Source organism: Herbidospora sp. NBRC 101105 (genome assembly GCF_030269205.1).
Classification (GTDB): domain Bacteria; phylum Actinomycetota; class Actinomycetes; order Streptosporangiales; family Streptosporangiaceae; genus Herbidospora; species Herbidospora solisilvae.
Genome location: NZ_BSSX01000008.1, coordinates 390033 through 407225, shown reverse-complemented (window position 1 = coordinate 407225; position 17193 = coordinate 390033). Strand labels below are relative to the sequence as shown.

At 71.0% G+C, this 17193-nt stretch carries 13 protein-coding genes; 11 read left to right on the top strand and 2 right to left on the bottom strand.

Annotated features, from left to right (window positions below):
- Positions 1 to 47 precede the first annotated feature (47 nt).
- Genes QSK34_RS31555 through QSK34_RS31525 form a run of 7 tightly spaced genes read left to right on the top strand, consistent with a single transcriptional unit; the run spans position 48 to position 7854 of the window.
- Positions 48 to 1850, top strand: a complete 1803-nt coding sequence (locus QSK34_RS31555; RefSeq protein ID WP_285589493.1) for an ABC transporter substrate-binding protein — start codon at positions 48 to 50, stop codon at positions 1848 to 1850.
- A 3-nt stretch (positions 1851 to 1853) separates the two neighbouring features.
- Entirely contained in the window at positions 1854 to 2795 is a 942-nt protein-coding gene (locus QSK34_RS31550) for an ABC transporter permease (protein WP_202610336.1), read from the top strand.
- Entirely contained in the window at positions 2792 to 3676 is an 885-nt protein-coding gene (locus QSK34_RS31545; protein WP_285589490.1) for an ABC transporter permease, read from the top strand. The genes QSK34_RS31550 and QSK34_RS31545 overlap by 4 nt, the downstream gene beginning before the upstream one ends.
- Complete coding sequence (locus QSK34_RS31540) at positions 3673 to 4632, top strand: ABC transporter ATP-binding protein (protein ID WP_285589488.1); 960 nt, start codon at positions 3673 to 3675, stop codon at positions 4630 to 4632. The genes QSK34_RS31545 and QSK34_RS31540 overlap by 4 nt, the downstream gene beginning before the upstream one ends.
- On the top strand, positions 4629 to 5561 hold the full coding sequence (locus QSK34_RS31535; RefSeq protein WP_285589487.1) for an ABC transporter ATP-binding protein: 933 nt from the start codon (positions 4629 to 4631) through the stop codon (positions 5559 to 5561). Before QSK34_RS31540 ends, QSK34_RS31535 begins: the two co-directional genes overlap by 4 nt.
- Positions 5558 to 6838 carry a M20/M25/M40 family metallo-hydrolase gene (locus tag QSK34_RS31530; RefSeq protein ID WP_285589485.1) on the top strand — a complete coding sequence of 427 codons (1281 nt, stop codon included), beginning with the start codon at positions 5558 to 5560 and terminating at the stop codon, positions 6836 to 6838. The genes QSK34_RS31535 and QSK34_RS31530 overlap by 4 nt, the downstream gene beginning before the upstream one ends.
- Positions 6835 to 7854: an arginase family protein gene (locus QSK34_RS31525; RefSeq protein WP_285589483.1), complete on the top strand. Its 1020-nt coding sequence runs from the start codon at positions 6835 to 6837 to the stop codon at positions 7852 to 7854. Before QSK34_RS31530 ends, QSK34_RS31525 begins: the two co-directional genes overlap by 4 nt.
- Positions 7855 to 7900: 46 nt before the next feature.
- Here the strand turns inward: QSK34_RS31525 and QSK34_RS31520 are convergent, their stop codons facing one another.
- Entirely contained in the window at positions 7901 to 8803 is a 903-nt protein-coding gene (locus QSK34_RS31520) for a hypothetical protein (protein ID WP_285589481.1), read from the bottom strand.
- 419 nt (positions 8804 to 9222) lie between these two features.
- Positions 9223 to 10068: an arylamine N-acetyltransferase family protein gene (locus tag QSK34_RS31515; RefSeq protein WP_285589479.1), complete on the bottom strand. Its 846-nt coding sequence runs from the start codon at positions 10066 to 10068 to the stop codon at positions 9223 to 9225.
- Positions 10069 to 10165: 97 nt separating this feature from the next.
- Here QSK34_RS31515 and QSK34_RS31510 point away from each other — a divergent pair, with 97 nt between their 5' ends.
- The 4 genes from QSK34_RS31510 to QSK34_RS31495 are packed head-to-tail and all read left to right on the top strand — an operon-like array spanning position 10166 to position 17189.
- Positions 10166 to 10855 carry a response regulator transcription factor gene (locus QSK34_RS31510; protein ID WP_030451153.1) on the top strand — a complete coding sequence of 230 codons (690 nt, stop codon included), beginning with the start codon at positions 10166 to 10168 and terminating at the stop codon, positions 10853 to 10855.
- On the top strand, positions 10852 to 14571 hold the full coding sequence (locus QSK34_RS31505) for a DUF4153 domain-containing protein (RefSeq protein ID WP_285589475.1): 3720 nt from the start codon (positions 10852 to 10854) through the stop codon (positions 14569 to 14571). Before QSK34_RS31510 ends, QSK34_RS31505 begins: the two co-directional genes overlap by 4 nt.
- 4 nt (positions 14572 to 14575) lie before the next feature.
- Positions 14576 to 16060 (top strand): N-acyl-D-amino-acid deacylase family protein, encoded by a 1485-nt coding sequence (locus QSK34_RS31500; RefSeq protein WP_285589473.1) that lies wholly within the window; start codon positions 14576 to 14578, stop codon positions 16058 to 16060.
- 34 nt (positions 16061 to 16094) lie between these two features.
- Positions 16095 to 17189 carry an alanine racemase gene (locus QSK34_RS31495; protein WP_285589789.1) on the top strand — a complete coding sequence of 365 codons (1095 nt, stop codon included), beginning with the start codon at positions 16095 to 16097 and terminating at the stop codon, positions 17187 to 17189.
- The last annotated feature ends 4 nt before the right edge of the window (positions 17190 to 17193 follow it).

Sequence of the window (17193 nt, the reverse complement as noted above, 5' to 3'; positions counted from 1 at the left end):
GGCAGGACAGTACCGATTTGGAGCGACTCCCGCCCCCGGAGGACGATATGCACCATTTCGTCATCAAAGCACTGACCTTCGCACTCGCCGGAGGGCTCCTGTCCACCCCCCTCAGCCCGACGCCCGCCGCCCCGAAAGTCACTTTCACGATCGGGATCCAGTCGGACGTCGACTCCACGAACCCGTTCACGGGCATCGTCGTGGAGGCCTACGAGACCTACGCGCTCATGTACGACTACCTCACCACCTCCAGCGCCAAGGACGTCTCACCCCAGCCGTCCCTCGCCGAGTCCTACAGCGAGGCGCCGGACAAGAAGTCGTGGACGTACAAGATCAGATCCGGGGTGAAGTGGTCGGACGGGCAGCCGCTGACCGCGCGCGACGCCGCGTACACCTTCAACCGCATCATCGACGGCGACTTCGAGCAGACCAACTACGGCAACTACGTCGTCAACATCGACAAGGCCGAGGCGACCGACGACACCACCCTCGTGCTGCACGTCAAGCAGCCGACCCCCATCATGGAACGGCTGGCCGTGCCGATCCTGCCGGAGCACGTCTGGAAGGACGTCGACGGGGACGCGGTCAAGTCGTACGCGAACGAACCCCAGAACGGTCAGCCGGTCGTCGGTTCCGGGCCCTTCCAGCTCGTCGAGCGGCGCAAGGGGCAGTACCTCCGGTTCGCCGCGAACAAGAACTACTGGCGGGGCGCGCCGAAGTTCGACGAACTGGTCTTCCGGGTGTTCACCAACGCCGACGCCGAGGCGCAGGCGCTGGTCCGGGGCGAGATCGACTTCGCCTACGACCTGCAGAGCAACGTCTTCAACTCGCTCAAGGACAAGCCGGGGGTGACGACGCGCAGCTCGGAGTACTCCGGCTTCAACGAGATCGCCTTCAACACCGGCGCGGCCCTGGCCGACGGCACCCCGATCGGCGACGGCCACGAGGCGCTGAAGAACAAGCAGGTCCGGCTCGCCATCTCGCACGCCATCGACCGGCGGACCCTCGTCGACCGGGTGCTCAACGGGCACGGATCGCCGGGTGACACCTTCATCCCGCCGGTCTACCCGCTGCTGCACTACACGCCGCCCGCCCCGCAGAACTTCGACCTGGCCAAGGCGAACCAGCTCCTCGACGCGGCCGGATATCCGAAGAAGGCCGACGGCACCCGGTTCGCGCTGCGGCTGTTCGCGCGGCAGGAGTCGCAGGACTCGCAGAGCACCGCGGAGTTCGTGAAGAGCTGGCTGAAGGAGATCGGCATCGACGTCACCGTCAAGGTGATGTCGGAGGACACCCTCACCGAGGTGATCGGCCAGGGCGACTACGACATGTTCGAGTGGGGCTGGGTGGTCGAACCCGACCCCGACTACCAGATGTCGGTCTTCACCTGCGGAAAGCGCAGCTACAAGGACGGCGACGCGATCTACGCCGACCTGTCGGACTCCTTCTACTGCAACCCCGCCTACGACGAGCTCTACGAGCAGCAGGCCGGCGAGACCGACCAGGCGAAGCGCGCCGAGCTGGCCAAGCGCATGCAGCAGCTGGTCTACGACGACGCGGCGTACGCGATCACCTATTACTACAACGACCTGGTCGCCTACCGGAGCGACCGCTGGACCGGCTTCACCCCGCAGCCCGACCCCGACGGGTCGTTGTTGTTCCAGTACGGCGTGCACTCGTATCTGACGATGGCGCCCGTCACGGCCACCGAGAAGCCGCAGGCCGCTTCTTCGGGCGGCGTCAACGGCGGGCTGATCGGCGGGATCGTGGCCGGGGTGGTCGTGCTGGCCGGCGCGGCGTTCCTGGTCACGCGGCGGCGCTCGTCGGTCTCCGCCGACGACCGGGAGTAGCCGGTGCGCGGCTACGTCCTGAAGAAGGTCGGCTGGTCGATCGGCACGCTGCTGTTCGTCGTGGTCTTCAACTTCTTCCTGTTCCGGCTGCTGCCGGGCGACCCGATCGGCCTCTACACCCGAGGCCGGAACATGTCGCCCGAGCAGCTCATCCGGCTGCGGCAGCAGCTCAACCGGCCCATGGGCGAGCAGTTCGTCGAATACCTCTCCAACCCGTTCGCCTCGGCGATCAACTCGACCCGGTTCAACCGGCCGGTCTGGGAGATCATCGGCGAACGGGTCTGGCCGACCGTGCTGCTCGTCGGCACCGCCGTGCTGGTGGCGGCGCTGGCCGGGGTCTGGCTCGGCATCCGCAGCGGATGGCGGCGCGGGTCGCGGTTCGACCGGATCACGACCGGCACGACCAACACGCTCTACGCGATGCCGGAGTTCTGGGTCGGCATGATGCTGATCATGTGGCTGCCGTTCTTCCCGAGCGGCGGCATCAACTCGGTCGGCGTGTCGGGATTCCTCGCGACCTCGGTCGACACGCTCTGGCACATGGTGCTGCCGGTGACCGCGCTCGCCATCGTCTACCTGGCCGAGTACACCTCGATCATGCGGGCGTCGCTGGTCGACGAACTGCGGCAGGACTACCTGACGCTGGCCCGCGCCAAGGGCCTGCGCGAAGACCTGGTCAGGCGGCGGCACGCGGTGCCCAACGCGCTGCTGCCGACCATGACGCTCATCTTCCTCAACCTCGGCTTCGTGATCGGCGGGGCCATCACCGTCGAGTACGTCTTCTCCTGGCCCGGTCTGGGGCTGCTCACCGCCGAGGCGCTGCGCGGGCCCGACATCCCCCTGCTGCAGGCGGTGTTCCTGCTCTTCTCCCTCGGGGTGATCGTGTTCACACTGCTGGCGGACCTGCTGTACGCCGTACTGGACCCACGGGTGAGCACCCGGTGACGGCCATCGCCTGGCAGCGGCGGCGCGCCACGGCGGCCCGGTTCTGGGCCGACTTCCGCTCCCACCGGTCGGCCCTGGCCGGGCTGGGCATCCTGGTCCTCTTCGGGTTCGTCGCCGTGTTCGCCTCGGTGCTGGCCGACCCCGCCGGGCTCGACGTCACCAAGGCGACCGCCCCGGCGCACGCGGCGCCGTCCGCCGAGTACTGGCTCGGCACCGACCAGAACGGCCGGTCGGTGCTCACCCTGCTCATCCACGGCACCCGGGTGTCGCTGATCGTCGGGCTCGCCGCCACCGCCATCGCCATCGTCATCGGGACGATCGTCGGGATCATGGCCGGGTTCTACGGCGGCTGGGCCCGCTCGACGCTGATGGGCCTCACCGACTGGTTCCTGGTCATCCCGTTCCTGCCGCTGGCCATCGTGATGGCCACCGTGCTCGGGGCCTCGCTGCTGAACATCGTCATCGTCATCGGGGTGACGTCGTGGCCCGGCACCGCCCGGCTGGTCTGCGCGCAGACGCTGAGCGTGCGGGAGCGGCCCTACATGGAACGGGCGCGGGCGCTCGGCGGCGGCGACTGGCACCAGATGACCCGGCACATCCTGCCCAACGTGATGCCGCTCGTGCTCGCCCACGTGGTCTTGACCGTGTCGGTGGCGATCCTGTCGGAGACGACGCTCTCGTTCCTCGGGCTCGGCGATCCGACGCGGCCGTCGTGGGGCTACATCCTCGACAACGCCTACGGGACCGGGGCGATGTCGAACGGCGAATGGTGGTTCGTGCTGCCCCCGGGCCTGTGCGTGGTGCTGGTCGTGCTGGCGTTCACGCTGGTCGGACGGGCTTTGGAGGTCGTGCTGAACCCACGTCTGCGGGAGGGGTCATGAGCCTGCTGGAGTTGCGGGACCTGTCGGTCACCTACGCCGGAGACGTGCCGGCCGTGCGCGGGGTCTCGCTGAGCGTCGCGCCGGGCGAGGTGCTCGGGGTCGCGGGCGAGTCGGGGTGCGGCAAGTCGACCATCACCAACGCGGTGCTGCGGCTGCTGCCGAAGTCGGCGACGGTCGGCGGGTCGGTGCTGCTCGACGGAGAGGACGTCTACGGGATGTCGTTCGGCCGCCTGCGCGCCATCAGGTGGGCCACCGCGTCGATCGTCTTCCAGGGGGCGCTGCACTCGCTGAACGCGGTGCAGACCATCGGCCGCCAGATCGCCGAGCCCATCCTCCTGCACGAGCCCAAGACGTCCAGGAAGGCCGCCGACCTGCGGGTCGGCGAACTGCTGGAGCAGGTCGGGCTGCCGGCCCGGCGCGCCCGCGACTACCCCCACCAGCTCTCCGGCGGCCAGCGGCAGCGGGTCATGATCGCGCTCGCGCTGGCCTGCCGCCCCCGGCTCGTCATCGCCGACGAGCCGACGACCGCGCTCGACGTGATGGTCCAGGCGCAGGTGCTGGAACTGCTGTCGGGGCTGGTCAGGGACCTCGGGCTGGCCTTGGTGCTGATCTCCCACGACCTGTCGGTGCTCGGCACCACCTGTGACCGGGTCGCGGTCATGTACGCCGGGAAGGTCGTCGAGGAGGGCCCGGCCTCGGTGGTGTTCGACGACTCGCGCCACCCCTACAGCGGCGCGCTCGCCGGGGCGTTCCCGCGTGTCGGCGACCCCCGGTTCCGCTACGCCCCCGCCGGGCTCGCCGGCGATCCCCCCTATCCGGGCGACCTCCCGCCGGGCTGCCCGTTCCACCCCCGGTGCCCGGTCGCCCTCGACCGGTGCGCCGAGGCCGAGGTCGAGCTGGTCCAGGTCGAGGCCGGGCGGCGGGCCGCCTGCCTGCTCGCGGAGGAGGCGTCATGACCGCACTGGCCGCACGCGGCGTCCAGGTCCGCTTCGGCACGGCCCGCGCGGTCGACGGGGTCGACCTGGAGATCGGTTCCGGCGAGATCGTCGCGCTGGTCGGGGAGTCCGGGTGCGGCAAGTCGTCGCTGGCCCGCGCCCTTCTCGGGCTGGTACGCCCCTCCGCCGGCGCCGTCGAATGCGCCGGCCGCCCGCTCGACCACCGCCGGCTGAAGGAGTTCCGGCGGCACGTCCAGCTCGTCCTCCAGGACCCGAGCGGGTCGCTGAACCCCCGCCACACCGTCTACGAGGCCGTGGCCGAAGGGCTCAGGATCCACAAGGTGCCCGGCGACGAGCGCGAACGCGTCGCCGCCGCGCTCGCCAAGGCCGGGCTGCGCCCGCCGGAGCGGTTCTTCCTCCGCTACCCGCACGAGCTGTCCGGCGGCCAGCGGCAGCGCGTGGTGATCGCCGGGGCGCTCGTGCTGGAACCCGACGTGCTGGTCGCCGACGAGCCCGTGTCGTCGCTGGACGCCTCGGTGCGCGGCGAGATCCTGGCGCTGCTGCTCCGGCTGCGGACCGAACTCGGGTTGTCGTTGCTGGTGGTGACCCACGACCTCGGGCTGGCGTGGAACATCGCCGACCGCGTGGCGGTCATGTATCTGGGCCGCATCGTCGAGACCGGCGACACGGCCGAGGTGCTGACGGCGCCGCGGCATCCGTACACCAAGGCGCTGCTGTCGGTCGTGCCGGAGATCGCCCGGCAGGAGCCGATCGTGCTGACGGGCGAGGCGCCCGATCCGTCGCGCATCCCCGGCGGCTGCCGTTTCCGCCCCCGCTGCCCGGCCTACGCCGCCGGGCTCCCCGCCGACCTGGCGGAACGTTGCGAGAAGGAGAACCTGCCCGTGCTGCCCGCCGACCGCGGCCACCATGCCGCCTGTGTCCTGCCATGAGCGACGTCGGGACGATCTGCTCCGATCTGATCAGGATCGACACCACCAACGAGGGCGACAACCGGGGCCGGGGCGAGCGCGGCGCGGCCGAATACGTGGCGACGCTGCTGTCCGACGCCGGGGTGCCGGCCACGATCCTGGAGACCTCGAAGGGCCGGTCGAACGTGGTCGCCCGCGTGCGCGGCTCCTCCGACGCCGACCCGTTCCTGATCCACGGACACCTCGACGTGGTGCCCGCCATGGCCGGCGACTGGGCGATCCACCCGTTCTCGGGCGAGATCGTCGACGGGGTCGTGTGGGGACGCGGCGCGGTCGACATGAAGGGCACCTGCGCGATGACGCTCGCCCTCGTGCGGGAGTGGGCGGCGCGCGGGGTGCGGCCGTCGCGCGACGTCGTGCTGGCCTTCACGGCCGACGAGGAGGCGACCGGGGAGTACGGGTCCTACTACCTGGCGCGCCAGCACGCCGATCTGTTCGAGGGGGTGCACGAGGCGATCAGCGAGGACGGCGGCTACTGCGTCGTCCACGACGGTCGCCGCATCTACCCGGTGGCGGTCGGCGAACAGGGCATGGCGTGGATGCGGCTGACCGCGAAGGGGGTCGCCCAGCACGGGTCGCTCCGGGCGGTCGACAACGCGGTCGCCGAGATGTGCCACGCGTTGTCGCGGCTGGCGTCGTACGAGTGGCCGATCCAGCTCACCCCCGGCGTGGTGAGCATGCTCGACGGCATCTCCCGGGCGCTCGGCCGCGAGCTGGACATGTCGGACCTCGACGGCGAGGCCCGGCGGCTCGGCCAGGTCGGCGAGTTGTTCGCCCACGTGCTGCGGAACTCGGCGAACGTGACGGTGCTGGAGGCCGGATACAAGGTCAACGTCATCCCCGGCTCGGCGTCCGCCCAGGTCGACGGCCGGTTCCTGCCCGGCTCCCGGGACGGCTTCCTGGCCACCGTCGACTCCCTGCTGGGCCCGAAGATCAGCCGCGAGTTCATCTGCTTCGAGGACGCCCCCGAGGCCGACCCCGGCGGCCCCACCTTCGACGCCCTCTGCGCCTCCCTGGTGGCCGAGGACCCCGAGGCGCTTCCCGTCCCGTACGTCATGAGCGGCGGCACCGACGCGAAGGCGTTCCACGAGCTCGGCGTCGTGACCTACGGGTTCGCGCCGCTGGCGCTGCCCGGGGGGTTCGACTACAACGCGATGTTCCACGGGGTGGACGAGCGGGTGCCGGTCAGCGCGCTGGAGTTCGGCGTACGGGTGCTCGACCGCTTCTTCCGCCCGTGATCGGCGTCTGGTCGCCGGCGACCCTGCGGCACGACCCGTCGGCGGAGATCTGGATCGGCCTGCGCACCCCGGGCACGGAGGTGGCCGAACGGGTGCACCGGATCCGCGACGCGGTCGCCGCCGACTGGGTGCCCGCCGAGGAGGCGCCCTGGAGCGCCCTGACCTCGGTCCACTCCGAAGGCCTGCTCCGGCATCTGCGTGACGTGTACGGGGAGTGGGTCGCGGCGGGCTACCCGCAGGACCGGGTGGTGCCCTACGTCTTTCCCACCGAGGCGATGCTCGGCGGCATGCCGGGCCGGCTGCCCGCCGCCGTCCACGGCCGGGCCGGCCGGTACGCCTACGACACGATGACCCTGGTCGGCCCCGGGACCTGGGAAGCGGCGCTGACGGCGGCGGGCGCGGCGTGGACCGCGGCCCGGCGGGTGTCTTCCGAAGGCCTGGTGTACGCCCTCTGCCGTCCGCCCGGCCACCACGCGACCCGCGACGGCTACGGCGGCTCGTGCTACCTGAACAACGCCGCCGTCGCCGCGACGACGCTGCTGGCCGAGGGATGCGCGAAGGTCGCCGTCATCGACGTGGACGCCCACCACGGCAACGGGACCCAGGCCATCTTCTGGGAACGGGACGACGTCTTCTACGGCAGCGTGCACGTCGACCCGGGCGCGGGCTGGTTCCCCCACTACGTGGGCTTCGCCGACGAGACCGGCGGCGGGACGACCCTGAACGTCCCCGTCGCCCCGGAGTCGGGGGACGCGGTGTGGCTGGCCGGGGTGACCCGGTTGTGCGAGGCGGCGCAGGCCTTCGGCGCGGAGGCGCTGGTGGTCTCGCTCGGCGTGGACGCAGCGGCGGACGATCCGGAGAGCCCCCTGCGGGTGACCCGGGAGGGCTACTTCGAGACCGGACGGCTGCTCGGCGGGCTGGGAGTGCCGACGGTGGCGGTGCAGGAGGGCGGCTACCACCTGGAGACCCTCGGCCCTCTGGTAGCCGCCACCCTGCGCGGGCTCAGGCAGCTATGACATCGCGACGGGTGCTGCGAGATGACGGGGGCTCGTGGCCGTCGTGCTAAAGGTGGTTGGCGGAGGAGACGATCCTCGGGTCGTGCCAGAAGGCCGCGTCCTGACCCGCGTCTCCGTTCGCCAGCACCTCGATGCAGAGTGTTGACAACCCGGCGTAATCCGCCAGCGAAAGGTCGAACTCGACCATCTGCTCGTTGGCCCGGTCGTCGGTCTCGTCGGCGACGATCCGCACGTTTCCCTTGTTGTCGGCGACGGTGACGCGAAATCGCACGTTGCCGGCATCGGCGTACTCCCGTATGAATCCTGCGCGGCTCCGGAACCGATCGTTTGCGGCGAGGGGCTCGGACAGCTGGAAGCAGCCTCGGATGAAGCCATAGTTCTCCCAGCTCGGATGCATGATCAGTCCACCGGCCCGCACGGTGCCGTCTTCGAGATCCTCGACAGCGGGAGCGACATATCCGTCATCGTTGCTTGGGTCGTTGCCATTGAACTCGATCTGCCCAGCGCGCGACGTCCATGAGGCTGTCCCGGCGACCGTCGACAGGTGAACGGCAGGCGGCGGCTCCGCTTTCCATGACTCCCAGGCGACCACCGACCCTCCGACAAGCGACAGCACGACCGCCACGATCAACCAAAGCCGCGAGCGGTGGCGGGGGGCCATCGAGCGCGGCAGCCCCAGATGTTCTCGTGCGATTGGGAACATCTCGGCAGTTGAGAGCGCCTCCGCCAGCCCCGTCCCGTCGATGATCTCCAATCGCACTCTATGGGTGTCCACGGCCCACTTCTGAAGTGCGTGGCGCTCGCCGACCTGAACGTCGGCCTCGCAGAAGACGTAGATCGACGTGACAGGTGCGCCATGCATAACGGCATCGACGTCAGTCCGGATCTTTCTCGGCAGGTTCCTCTGCTGAAGCGTGCAGGCGAACACGATGCACTCGTCGTCGGTCACCACGCCGAACCCGTGGTCGACGGATTCTCGGATGAGAGTTCGGAACGTTTCGAAATCGCGCCCCTGGTCACCTCTGCCAGCGACCGGCCCCGTTGCGGGCAGGATATTTCCGGCTATGCACAAGCGGCTGTAATGGCGGCAAAGGTTCTCGAACGTGTGGTGGCCGTTCTCGGCCCGTAACTGGGAGAGCTTGTATCGGATCAGATTCGTCGTTTCCGAAGACGACCAAGGCACAGCCGTACCTTAATGGCACATGCTCTTGTCTGATCGGCAAAGACGTACTGGATCCTGATCGGCCGTGAAGTGCCGCATTCATTACCGTCACTCAGGGACGAATGATGGCAAAGCTGGCGCTATTCGCGTTTGTGGAGCTGCTCGAAGCCGCTGTCCCAGCGGAGTGGCCCATCGGACGAGACGGCTCATATGTCTTCTCTGGTGGCGAACCACCTCTCGTGGCTTTCCGCCAGCTTCGGCCACAGGATCGAGCGTTCCTCGGCCGTCGGATGGAGGTCGAAGACGTCGGCCAGGGCGGCGAAATAGTCGGTCTCCCGGTCGAGCGTGGTCGACGTCGAGTCGTGGCCGATCCGGGTCAGCACCAGCCCCCGTGCCACGTCGACCCCCGTCGCGTCGCGCCGCTGGATGGAGAACACGCGCACGAACCCCGACTCCGGCGACGTCGACAGTCGTACGTGCTCGGACTCGAACGCCGACATCTCCGTCGGCGCCTTGCGGAAGTCCATGCCGACGAAGCTGCCGCGCGAGTCGTGGTCGAGCCGCCACCCGCCGGGCTCCGCCTCGGACGGCCGCAGCCGGTAGGTGAACGGCCCCTGGTCGTAGACCCCCTCGATGAGAGGGATCGGCGAGTAGATCGCGTCACCGAGACCGGCGTCGACCAGCCACTCACCAGAGGGGTTCTCGTCGGTCGGCAGCCCGTCGACGGTCAGCACGAGGTGGTTCCCCCGCGCCCCGGCGGGGTCGGCCGCCGAGCCCTGCACGCCGCCGAAGTGCCGGGTCACCGAATAGCCCAGCGCCGACAGCAGCTCGGAGAGCGCCCCGTTCAGGTGGAAGCAGTAGCCGCCCCGCCCGGCGACGATCCGGGCGGCCGATTCGGCCGGGTCCACGCTCGTGGGCCGGCCCAGCCAGATGGGCAGCGTCTCGTAGGGGACACGCTCCACATGGGCCTGCTGGAGCGCGAAAAGCCCGTCCACACTCGGCTTTCCGGCCGAGAGCCGGAGCCGTCGAAGGTACCCGTCAACGTCGATCACGACCCCACGCTAGACCCCGCCACCGACAGAATCGCCTGCACGAAAGCTCCACAAAAAGCCACGAAAGCTCTGCACGTCCGGCCTCTACGCTGCCTGCATGGCTTATCCCCAGCAACGCCGGGTGCTGGTCGTCGAGGACGACGACACCATCGCGACGGCGGTCGCGACCCGGCTGACGGCGGAAGGGTTCGACGTTCGCGTCGCCGGTGACGGCGAAGGCGCGTTGGTCGCCTACGCCCGCTTCGAACCCGACCTGGTGGTGCTCGACCGGCTGCTGCCGGGACTGGACGGGTTGGAGGTGTGCCGGCGGATCCAGGCCGCCCGGCCGGTTCCGGTCCTCATGCTGACCGCGCTCGGCGAGGAGACCGACGTGCTGGTCGGGCTTGGTGTGGGGGCCGACGACTACATCACCAAACCGTTCAGCATGCGGGAGCTGGTCGCGCGCATCCACGCGCTGCTGCGGCGGGTCGACCGGGCGGCGCAGCTCGCGTCCGAGGAGACGGTGCTGCGGGTCGGGGAGATCGAGATCAACCTGGCCGAGCGGCGGGTGTTCGTGCGCGGGGCCGAGGCGCAGCTCACCCGGACCGAGTTCGACCTGCTCCGGCGGCTCGCCGAGCGGCCCGGGCAGGTCTACGAGCGGGAGCGGCTGCTCGCCGACATCTGGGGCTTCTCCGAGGCGGCGGCGACCCGGACCGTGGACAGTCACGTGCGGGCGCTGCGTCGCAAGCTCGGGTCCGAGGTGGTGCGGACCGTTCACGGGGTCGGGTACGCCCTGGTGCGCCCATGAGGCCGCTCGACTTTCTCGGCCGCATCAAGGTCAAACTCGGGATCGTCATGGTCGGGGCCGTGGTGACCGCGTTCGTGGTGAACGAGGTGGGGATCAACGGGGGCGTGCCCCGCGACCTCCGGATCGCCTTCGCGGTGTTCCTGGCGCTGCTCATGATGCAGGTGCTGGCCCGGGGCATGACCAAGCCCCTGCGGGAGATGGCCGCCGCCGCGCAGACCATCGCCAAGGGGTCGTACGGTCTCCGCGTCACCGCCACCAGCCGCGACGAGGTCGGCGAACTGGCCAGGGCCTTCAACGCGATGGCCGCCGACCTGGCCGAGGTCGACCGGCAGCGCCGGGAGCTGGTCGCCAACGTGAGCCACGAGCTGCGCACCCCGATCACGGGGGTGCAGGCCGTGCTGGAGAACGTGGTCGACGGCGTCTCCCCGCCCGAACCCGAGATCCTCGGCACCGCCCTCGCCCAGACCCAGCGCCTCGGCCGCCTCGTCGCGCAGCTCCTCGACCTGTCCCGGCTCGACTCGGGGGCCCGGCCGATCGAGGCCGAGGAGTTCGACCTGGCCGCCCTCGGCGGTCAGGCCGTCCGCGAGGCGTCACTGGGCCGCGACGACGTGACGGTCGTCGCCGCGATCGACCCCGGCCGCCACCTGACGACCGCCGACCCCTCGCTGCTGGCCCAGGTGCTGGCCAACCTGCTGGACAACGCCGTCCGGCACAGCCCGCCCGGCGGGACGGTCACCCTGACCTCCCGCGCCTCGGCCGACGGCACCCTCGAGATCGAGGTCGCCGACGAGGGCCCCGGCATCCCGCCCGCCGACCGCCAGCGGGTCTTCGAACGCTTCTCCCGCCTGGACGCCGGCCGCGCGGCCGACGCCGGAGGCGCGGGCCTCGGCCTGGCCATCGCCAAGGAGATCGCCGAACTCCACGGGGGGACCATCGCGGTCGCCGACGGCACGGGTTGCCACATGGTGGTCACCCTGCCGAAGGCGGTCAGAGAACGCCGGACCCCTGTGGACGCGGTCCACACCCGGGTGCCGGCGACCAGCCGATCACGAACCGATACGGAGGCCGGTTCCGTGAAGAATCCCGACCCGACCCAGACCGACCCGCTAGAACGAACGGCATCGACCTCGGACACCGGCGCGCACAGCGCAGAAGCACCGGTTCCGCTGACCCCCTCACCAGCCCCAACCGCCCAGGCGGCGACCTCGGCCGTCGCGCCGGATCCACGAACGGCTCCGGCGTCTCCCGGGGATCTGCTGCGGAGGACCTCCCCGTCGGAGGCGCCGGCACCGGCTGAACGAGTCGCCTCGACGGTAGGAGCCGCTGTAGGGGGGTCACCGCTGGTGGCAGCCTCTTCGCCGACGACTTCTTCGGCCAACGGTGCCACGGCGTCACTCGCGGCGGCCGAGCCGATCGAGGCGCGGGTCACCCAGGTGATCGATGCGGCCGCACTTTCACCGGGAGGCGCGGTGCCCCCAGGCGAGCCGCGAGCCACCCAGGTGACCGATGCCGCCGTACCTTCACCTGGACACGCGGTGCCCAACGGCGAGCCGGGTGAGTTGCGGGCCACCCGCACAGCCGATGCGGTCGCACTTTCACCTGGACAGGCGGTGCCCAACGGCGAGCCGGGCGAGCCTCGGGCCACCCGAACAACCGAGGCGGTCGCACTTTCACCTGGACAGGCGGTGCCCAACGGCGAGCCGGGCAAGTCGCGGGCCACCCGCACAGCCGAGGCGGTCGCGCTTTCACCGGGACACGCGGCGCCCCAAGACGAGCCCGCCACCTCGGCCGCTGCCGCTCATCCCGCGCCTGTTTCGACCGGTTCCCCACCGGCCTCGCCTGAGATCGCGCCGGCCGTCTCGCTGGTCGGCGCGGCTGCCCCCGCGCAGGTCTCGTCCGACGGTTCCATCCGTACCGCCGACACCTCGCCGCACCCCGTCGTGGTTCCTCCCGACGCCCGGCAGCCCGTGCCGCGCGGACAGACGGCTCCCGGCGGCCCCACCTCCCCGCCCGGAGCCCGCCAGGGGACGAACGACGGGCCGCCTCCCGGCCGGTCCTTCGGCGGGGCCGTCGTCGGCGCGATCATCGGGGCGCTCGCCGGGCTGCTCGCGGGCACGGTCGCGGCCGTGTTCTTCGGCACCGGTCCCAACACCGAGATCCAGGCCGCCGGGGCGTTCCTGCTGTTCGTCTGCGTCGGCATCGCCGCCGGCGCCTCGCTGGGAGGCCGGGTGGGGACGGCGCCGGAGGCGGCGGGCGGCCAGTTCGACGCGTACACGCCACCCCCGCTGTTCCCCCGTCCGAGCCTGCCGGACACCCCTCGCTGGGTGCTCCCGGCGGCCGCGGGGACCGGGCTCGTCGCGGCCGTCTGCTTCCCCTACGCGCCGACCGGCCTCGGGGTCGTGCTGACCGCGGTCGCGCTGACGCTCGCGGTGGCCCCGGCCGTCCGGCACCGCGTCAACGCCTGGAGCGTGGCCTACGCCGTCGCCGCCTACGGGCTGGTGTCGGTCGCGCTGTTCCGGGACGCCGACTGGCTGGTCGGGCTGACGCTGCTGGCCGCCTTCGCGGTCGCCTCGCTGGCGGTGTCGGGCGGCCGGGGCTGGGCCGGGGTGACCCGGGGGCTGCTCTCGGTCGGGCTGGCGGTGTTCCCGGTGCCGTGGTTCCTGGGCGGGCCGGTGCGCCGGATCCTCAAGCGCCGCAGCCTGCTGCCCGTCCTGGTGTCGCTGGGGATCACCGCGATCCTGCTCGCGGTCTTCGGGGTGCTGTTCGCCTCGGCCGACGCGGTCTTCTCCTCGTTCGCCCGCGAGTTGTTCTCGGCCCCCGCGTGGGCCGGGACGCTGCCGGTGCGGATCTTCCTGTTCGTCGTCTTCGGGGTGCTGGCCGCCGCCGCGATCCTGGTCGCGCTGCGGCCGGTCGCCGAACCGCGCGTCGACTACGCCCCACTCAACCTGGCCCGCACCCTGTGGGTCATCCCGCTGGTCGGCGTGAACCTGCTGTTCGCAGCCTTCGTCGGGGTGCAGATCTCGGTGTTGTTCGGCGGCAGCCGCAGGGTGCTGGAGACCGCCGGGCTGACGTTCGCCGAATACGCCCGGTCGGGCTTCTTCGAGCTGATCACGGTCAGCGTGTTCGTCCTGTGCATCGTGGCCTTCTGCAGCGTGATGATCAAGGGTGACCGGTGGATCATGGCGACCCTGCTGGGGCTGCTGTGCGCGCTGACCCTCGTCATCCTGGCCTCGGCGCTGCACCGGCTCGGCCTCTACACGGCCGCCTACGGCTTCACCCGGCTGCGCGCCTCGGTGGGCGCGACGATCTGGTGGATCGCGGCGGTGTTCGTGCTGGTGCTGGTCGGCGGGCTGGTGAAGAGGCGGGCGTGGTTGCCGAAGGCGCTGGTGCTGCTCACGGCCGTGTCGCTGATGGTCTTCGCGGTCTGGAACCCGGACGCGCAGGTGGCCGAGACCCAGGTGTCGGTACGGGGCGTCGACCGCCTCGACGCCCACTATCTGGGGCGGCTCAGCGCGGACGCCATTCCGGGACTCGACCGGCTGCCCGAGCCGATCAGGAGCTGCGTGCTCCAAGAGGTGATCGAGACACAGGACCTGCGCTTCCCCGACCCGTGGAACGGCTGGAACCTGTCCCGCCGCCAGGCGGCGGAGATCCTCGCCGCGCATCCGGTCGACAGGGCGGTGACGTGCGAGGAGAAGTACCGGTCCGCATACTGATCGGGTGACCTTCGACGTGGTGATCGCGAACGGCTGGGTCGTCGACGGGACCGGCGCCCCGCCGTTCCGCGCCGACGTCGGGATCTCGGCCGGGAAGGTCACGGCGGTCGGGCGGCTGCCGCACGACCATGCCGTCGACGCCACCGGTCGGCTCGTCCTCCCGGGCATGGTCGACTGCCACTCCCACGGCGACGCGGTGGTGCACGACCCCGCCTTCCAGCTCGCCAACCTGCGCCAGGGTGTCACCACGGTCGTGCTCGGCCAGGACGGGCTCTCCTTCGCCCCGACCACCACCAGGGCCGCCTTCGACTACGCCACCCGCTACTTCGCCGCCGTCAACGGCGGCTTCCCGGGCGACGGCCCGCTGTCGGTGGCCGAGATCAGGGCGAGCCATGACGGAGCAGTGCTGAACAGCGTCTTCCTGCTCCCGCACGGAACGATCCGCTACGACGTGCTCGGGCCCGCTCAGATCACCGCGTCCCCGGACGAACTCCGCACGATGCGCTCGATCGTGGAGAAAGGGCTCGACGAGGGCGCGGCGGGCCTGTCCACCGGGCTCGAATACGTGCCCGGCCGCTACGCCGACGCCACCGAGCTCGCCGCCCTGTGCGCGCCCCTCCAAGGTCTTCCGTACGTCACCCACATGCGCGGCTACGGCCAGTCGGCGCCGGTCGGGATGAAGGAGGCGCTCGACGTCACCCGGAGGGCCGGCGTCCCGCTGCACGTCTCCCACTTCCACGGCCCGGCCGACGTGCTGCTCCCGCTGCTGGAGGGCGACACCACCTTCGACACCTACCCCTACCTGCGGGGCAGCACGATCCTGGCGATGATCGTGTTGCCCCAGGACGTGCCGGCGGCCGACCCGGCGACCGCCCTGCCGATGATCGAGCACCTCGACCTCGACTACGCCTGGGAGCGGCTCACCATCGCCCACGCCCCGGGCCTCGAATGGTCCGAGGGCCTCACCATCCCCGAAGCCGCCGAGCGGCGGGACGAGAGCCCGGCGCGGTTCGCCCGCCGCCTCCTGGTCGAGACCGAGCTCGAAGCCGGGTGCGTCAGCGCCCGCCCCGACGAGGGACCCGAGGGCGAGGAGTCGGTCCGCCGCGTCCTGCAACACCCCGCCCACACCGGCGGCTCCGACGGCCTGCACGTCGGCGGCCACCCCCACCCCCGCGCCTACGGCGCGTTCGCCCGTTTCCTCGGCCACCACGTGCGCGAGAAGGCCGATCTGAGCTGGGCGGAGGCCGCCTCGCACCTGGCCGCCCATCCGGCCCGCCGGTTCCGGCTGTTCGACCGAGGGCTGGTCCGCCCCGGCCAGGCGGCCGACCTGATCCTCGTCGACCCGGAGAAGGTCGCCGACCGGGCCACTTACGCCGACCCCCGCCGGCTCGCCGAGGGCGTCGACGACGTGTGGATCAACGGGGAGCGGGTTCTCGAAGACGGACAGATGACCACAGCCCGCCCCGGCCGGGCCCTGCGACCGGCGTAGTCTCCTATACGATCCACGAGTGCTCATTTCCGGCATGACCATCGACTGGCGCACACGGGGATTCGTCCAGCCGGAGCCGGTCACGGCGGAGGAGTTCCTGGCGGCACGCCACCACCTGTTCGACGGCCCGTTCACGTGGCCGCTCATGGTCGCCCGGGAGAGCGCCCTCGACCACAACGTGCGGGTGCTGGCGGAACACGTACAGGACCACGGCCTTCTCCACGCCCCCCACGGCAAGACGACCATGTCGCCGCAGCTGTTCGCCAAGCAGCTCGCCGCGGGCGCCTGGGGGCTGACGGCCGCGACCGCGAGCCAGGTCATGGTCTACCGGCACCTCGGGGTCGAGCGGGTCCTGCTCGCCAACGAGATCTACGACGAGAGGGCCCTCGACTGGCTGGCCCGGCAGGACATGGAACTGCTCGTCTACGCCGACTCGCCCAGGGGCGTCGAGCTGCTGGCCGGGAAGGGCTTCCGGATCCTGGTCGAACTGGGGCATCCCGGCGGGCGCACCGGCTGCCGCACCCTCGACGAGGCGAAGGCGCTCAAAAACCTCATCGACGCCACCGACGGCGTCGAGTTCGCCGGGGTGTCCGGCTACGAGGGCACCCAGCCCGACCGCGCCGGCGTCACCGCCTACCTGAAGGACCTGCGCGGGCTCGCCGAAGATCTTGGCGCCCCGATCGTCTCGGCCGGGGGGAGCTCCTACTTCGACCTGGTCACCGAGGAGCTGGCGGGCATGGACGCCCAGGTCATCGTGCGTCCCGGCGCCTACATCGGACATGACGAGGGCTTCTACGCCCGCATGAGCCCCTTCGCCGACCGGCTGAGACCCGCGCTGGAGGTGTACGCCCAGGTCGTCTCCACCCCCGAACCCGGCCTGGCGATTGTCGGCCTCGGCAAGCGCGACATCCCCCACGACCTGGATCTCCCGCTCGCCCCCGACCGGCTCACGGTGACGGGCCTCCAGGACCAGCACACCTATCTCAGCGACCCCGGCGGCCTCGTGCGGCCGGGCGACGTGCTGAGGTTCGGCATCTCCCACCCGTGCACCGCCTTCGACAAGTGGCGCGTCATCCCCGTCGTCGACGACGACCACGTCGTGGTCGACCTGCTCACCACGTACTTCTAGGAGC

Excerpts from the sequence above, each read along its gene's own strand:
- QSK34_RS31555 (WP_285589493.1), top strand. The coding sequence starts at position 48 with ATGCACCATTTCGTCATCAAAGCACTGACCTTCGCACTCGCCGGAGGG.
- QSK34_RS31540 (WP_285589488.1), top strand. The coding sequence starts at position 3,673 with ATGAGCCTGCTGGAGTTGCGGGACCTGTCGGTCACCTACGCCGGAGAC.
- QSK34_RS31535 (WP_285589487.1), top strand. The coding sequence starts at position 4,629 with ATGACCGCACTGGCCGCACGCGGCGTCCAGGTCCGCTTCGGCACGGCC.
- QSK34_RS31530 (WP_285589485.1), top strand. The coding sequence starts at position 5,558 with ATGAGCGACGTCGGGACGATCTGCTCCGATCTGATCAGGATCGACACC.
- QSK34_RS31510 (WP_030451153.1), top strand. The coding sequence starts at position 10,166 with ATGGCTTATCCCCAGCAACGCCGGGTGCTGGTCGTCGAGGACGACGAC.
- QSK34_RS31505 (WP_285589475.1), top strand. The coding sequence starts at position 10,852 with ATGAGGCCGCTCGACTTTCTCGGCCGCATCAAGGTCAAACTCGGGATC.
- QSK34_RS31495 (WP_285589789.1), top strand. The coding sequence starts at position 16,095 with ATGACCATCGACTGGCGCACACGGGGATTCGTCCAGCCGGAGCCGGTC.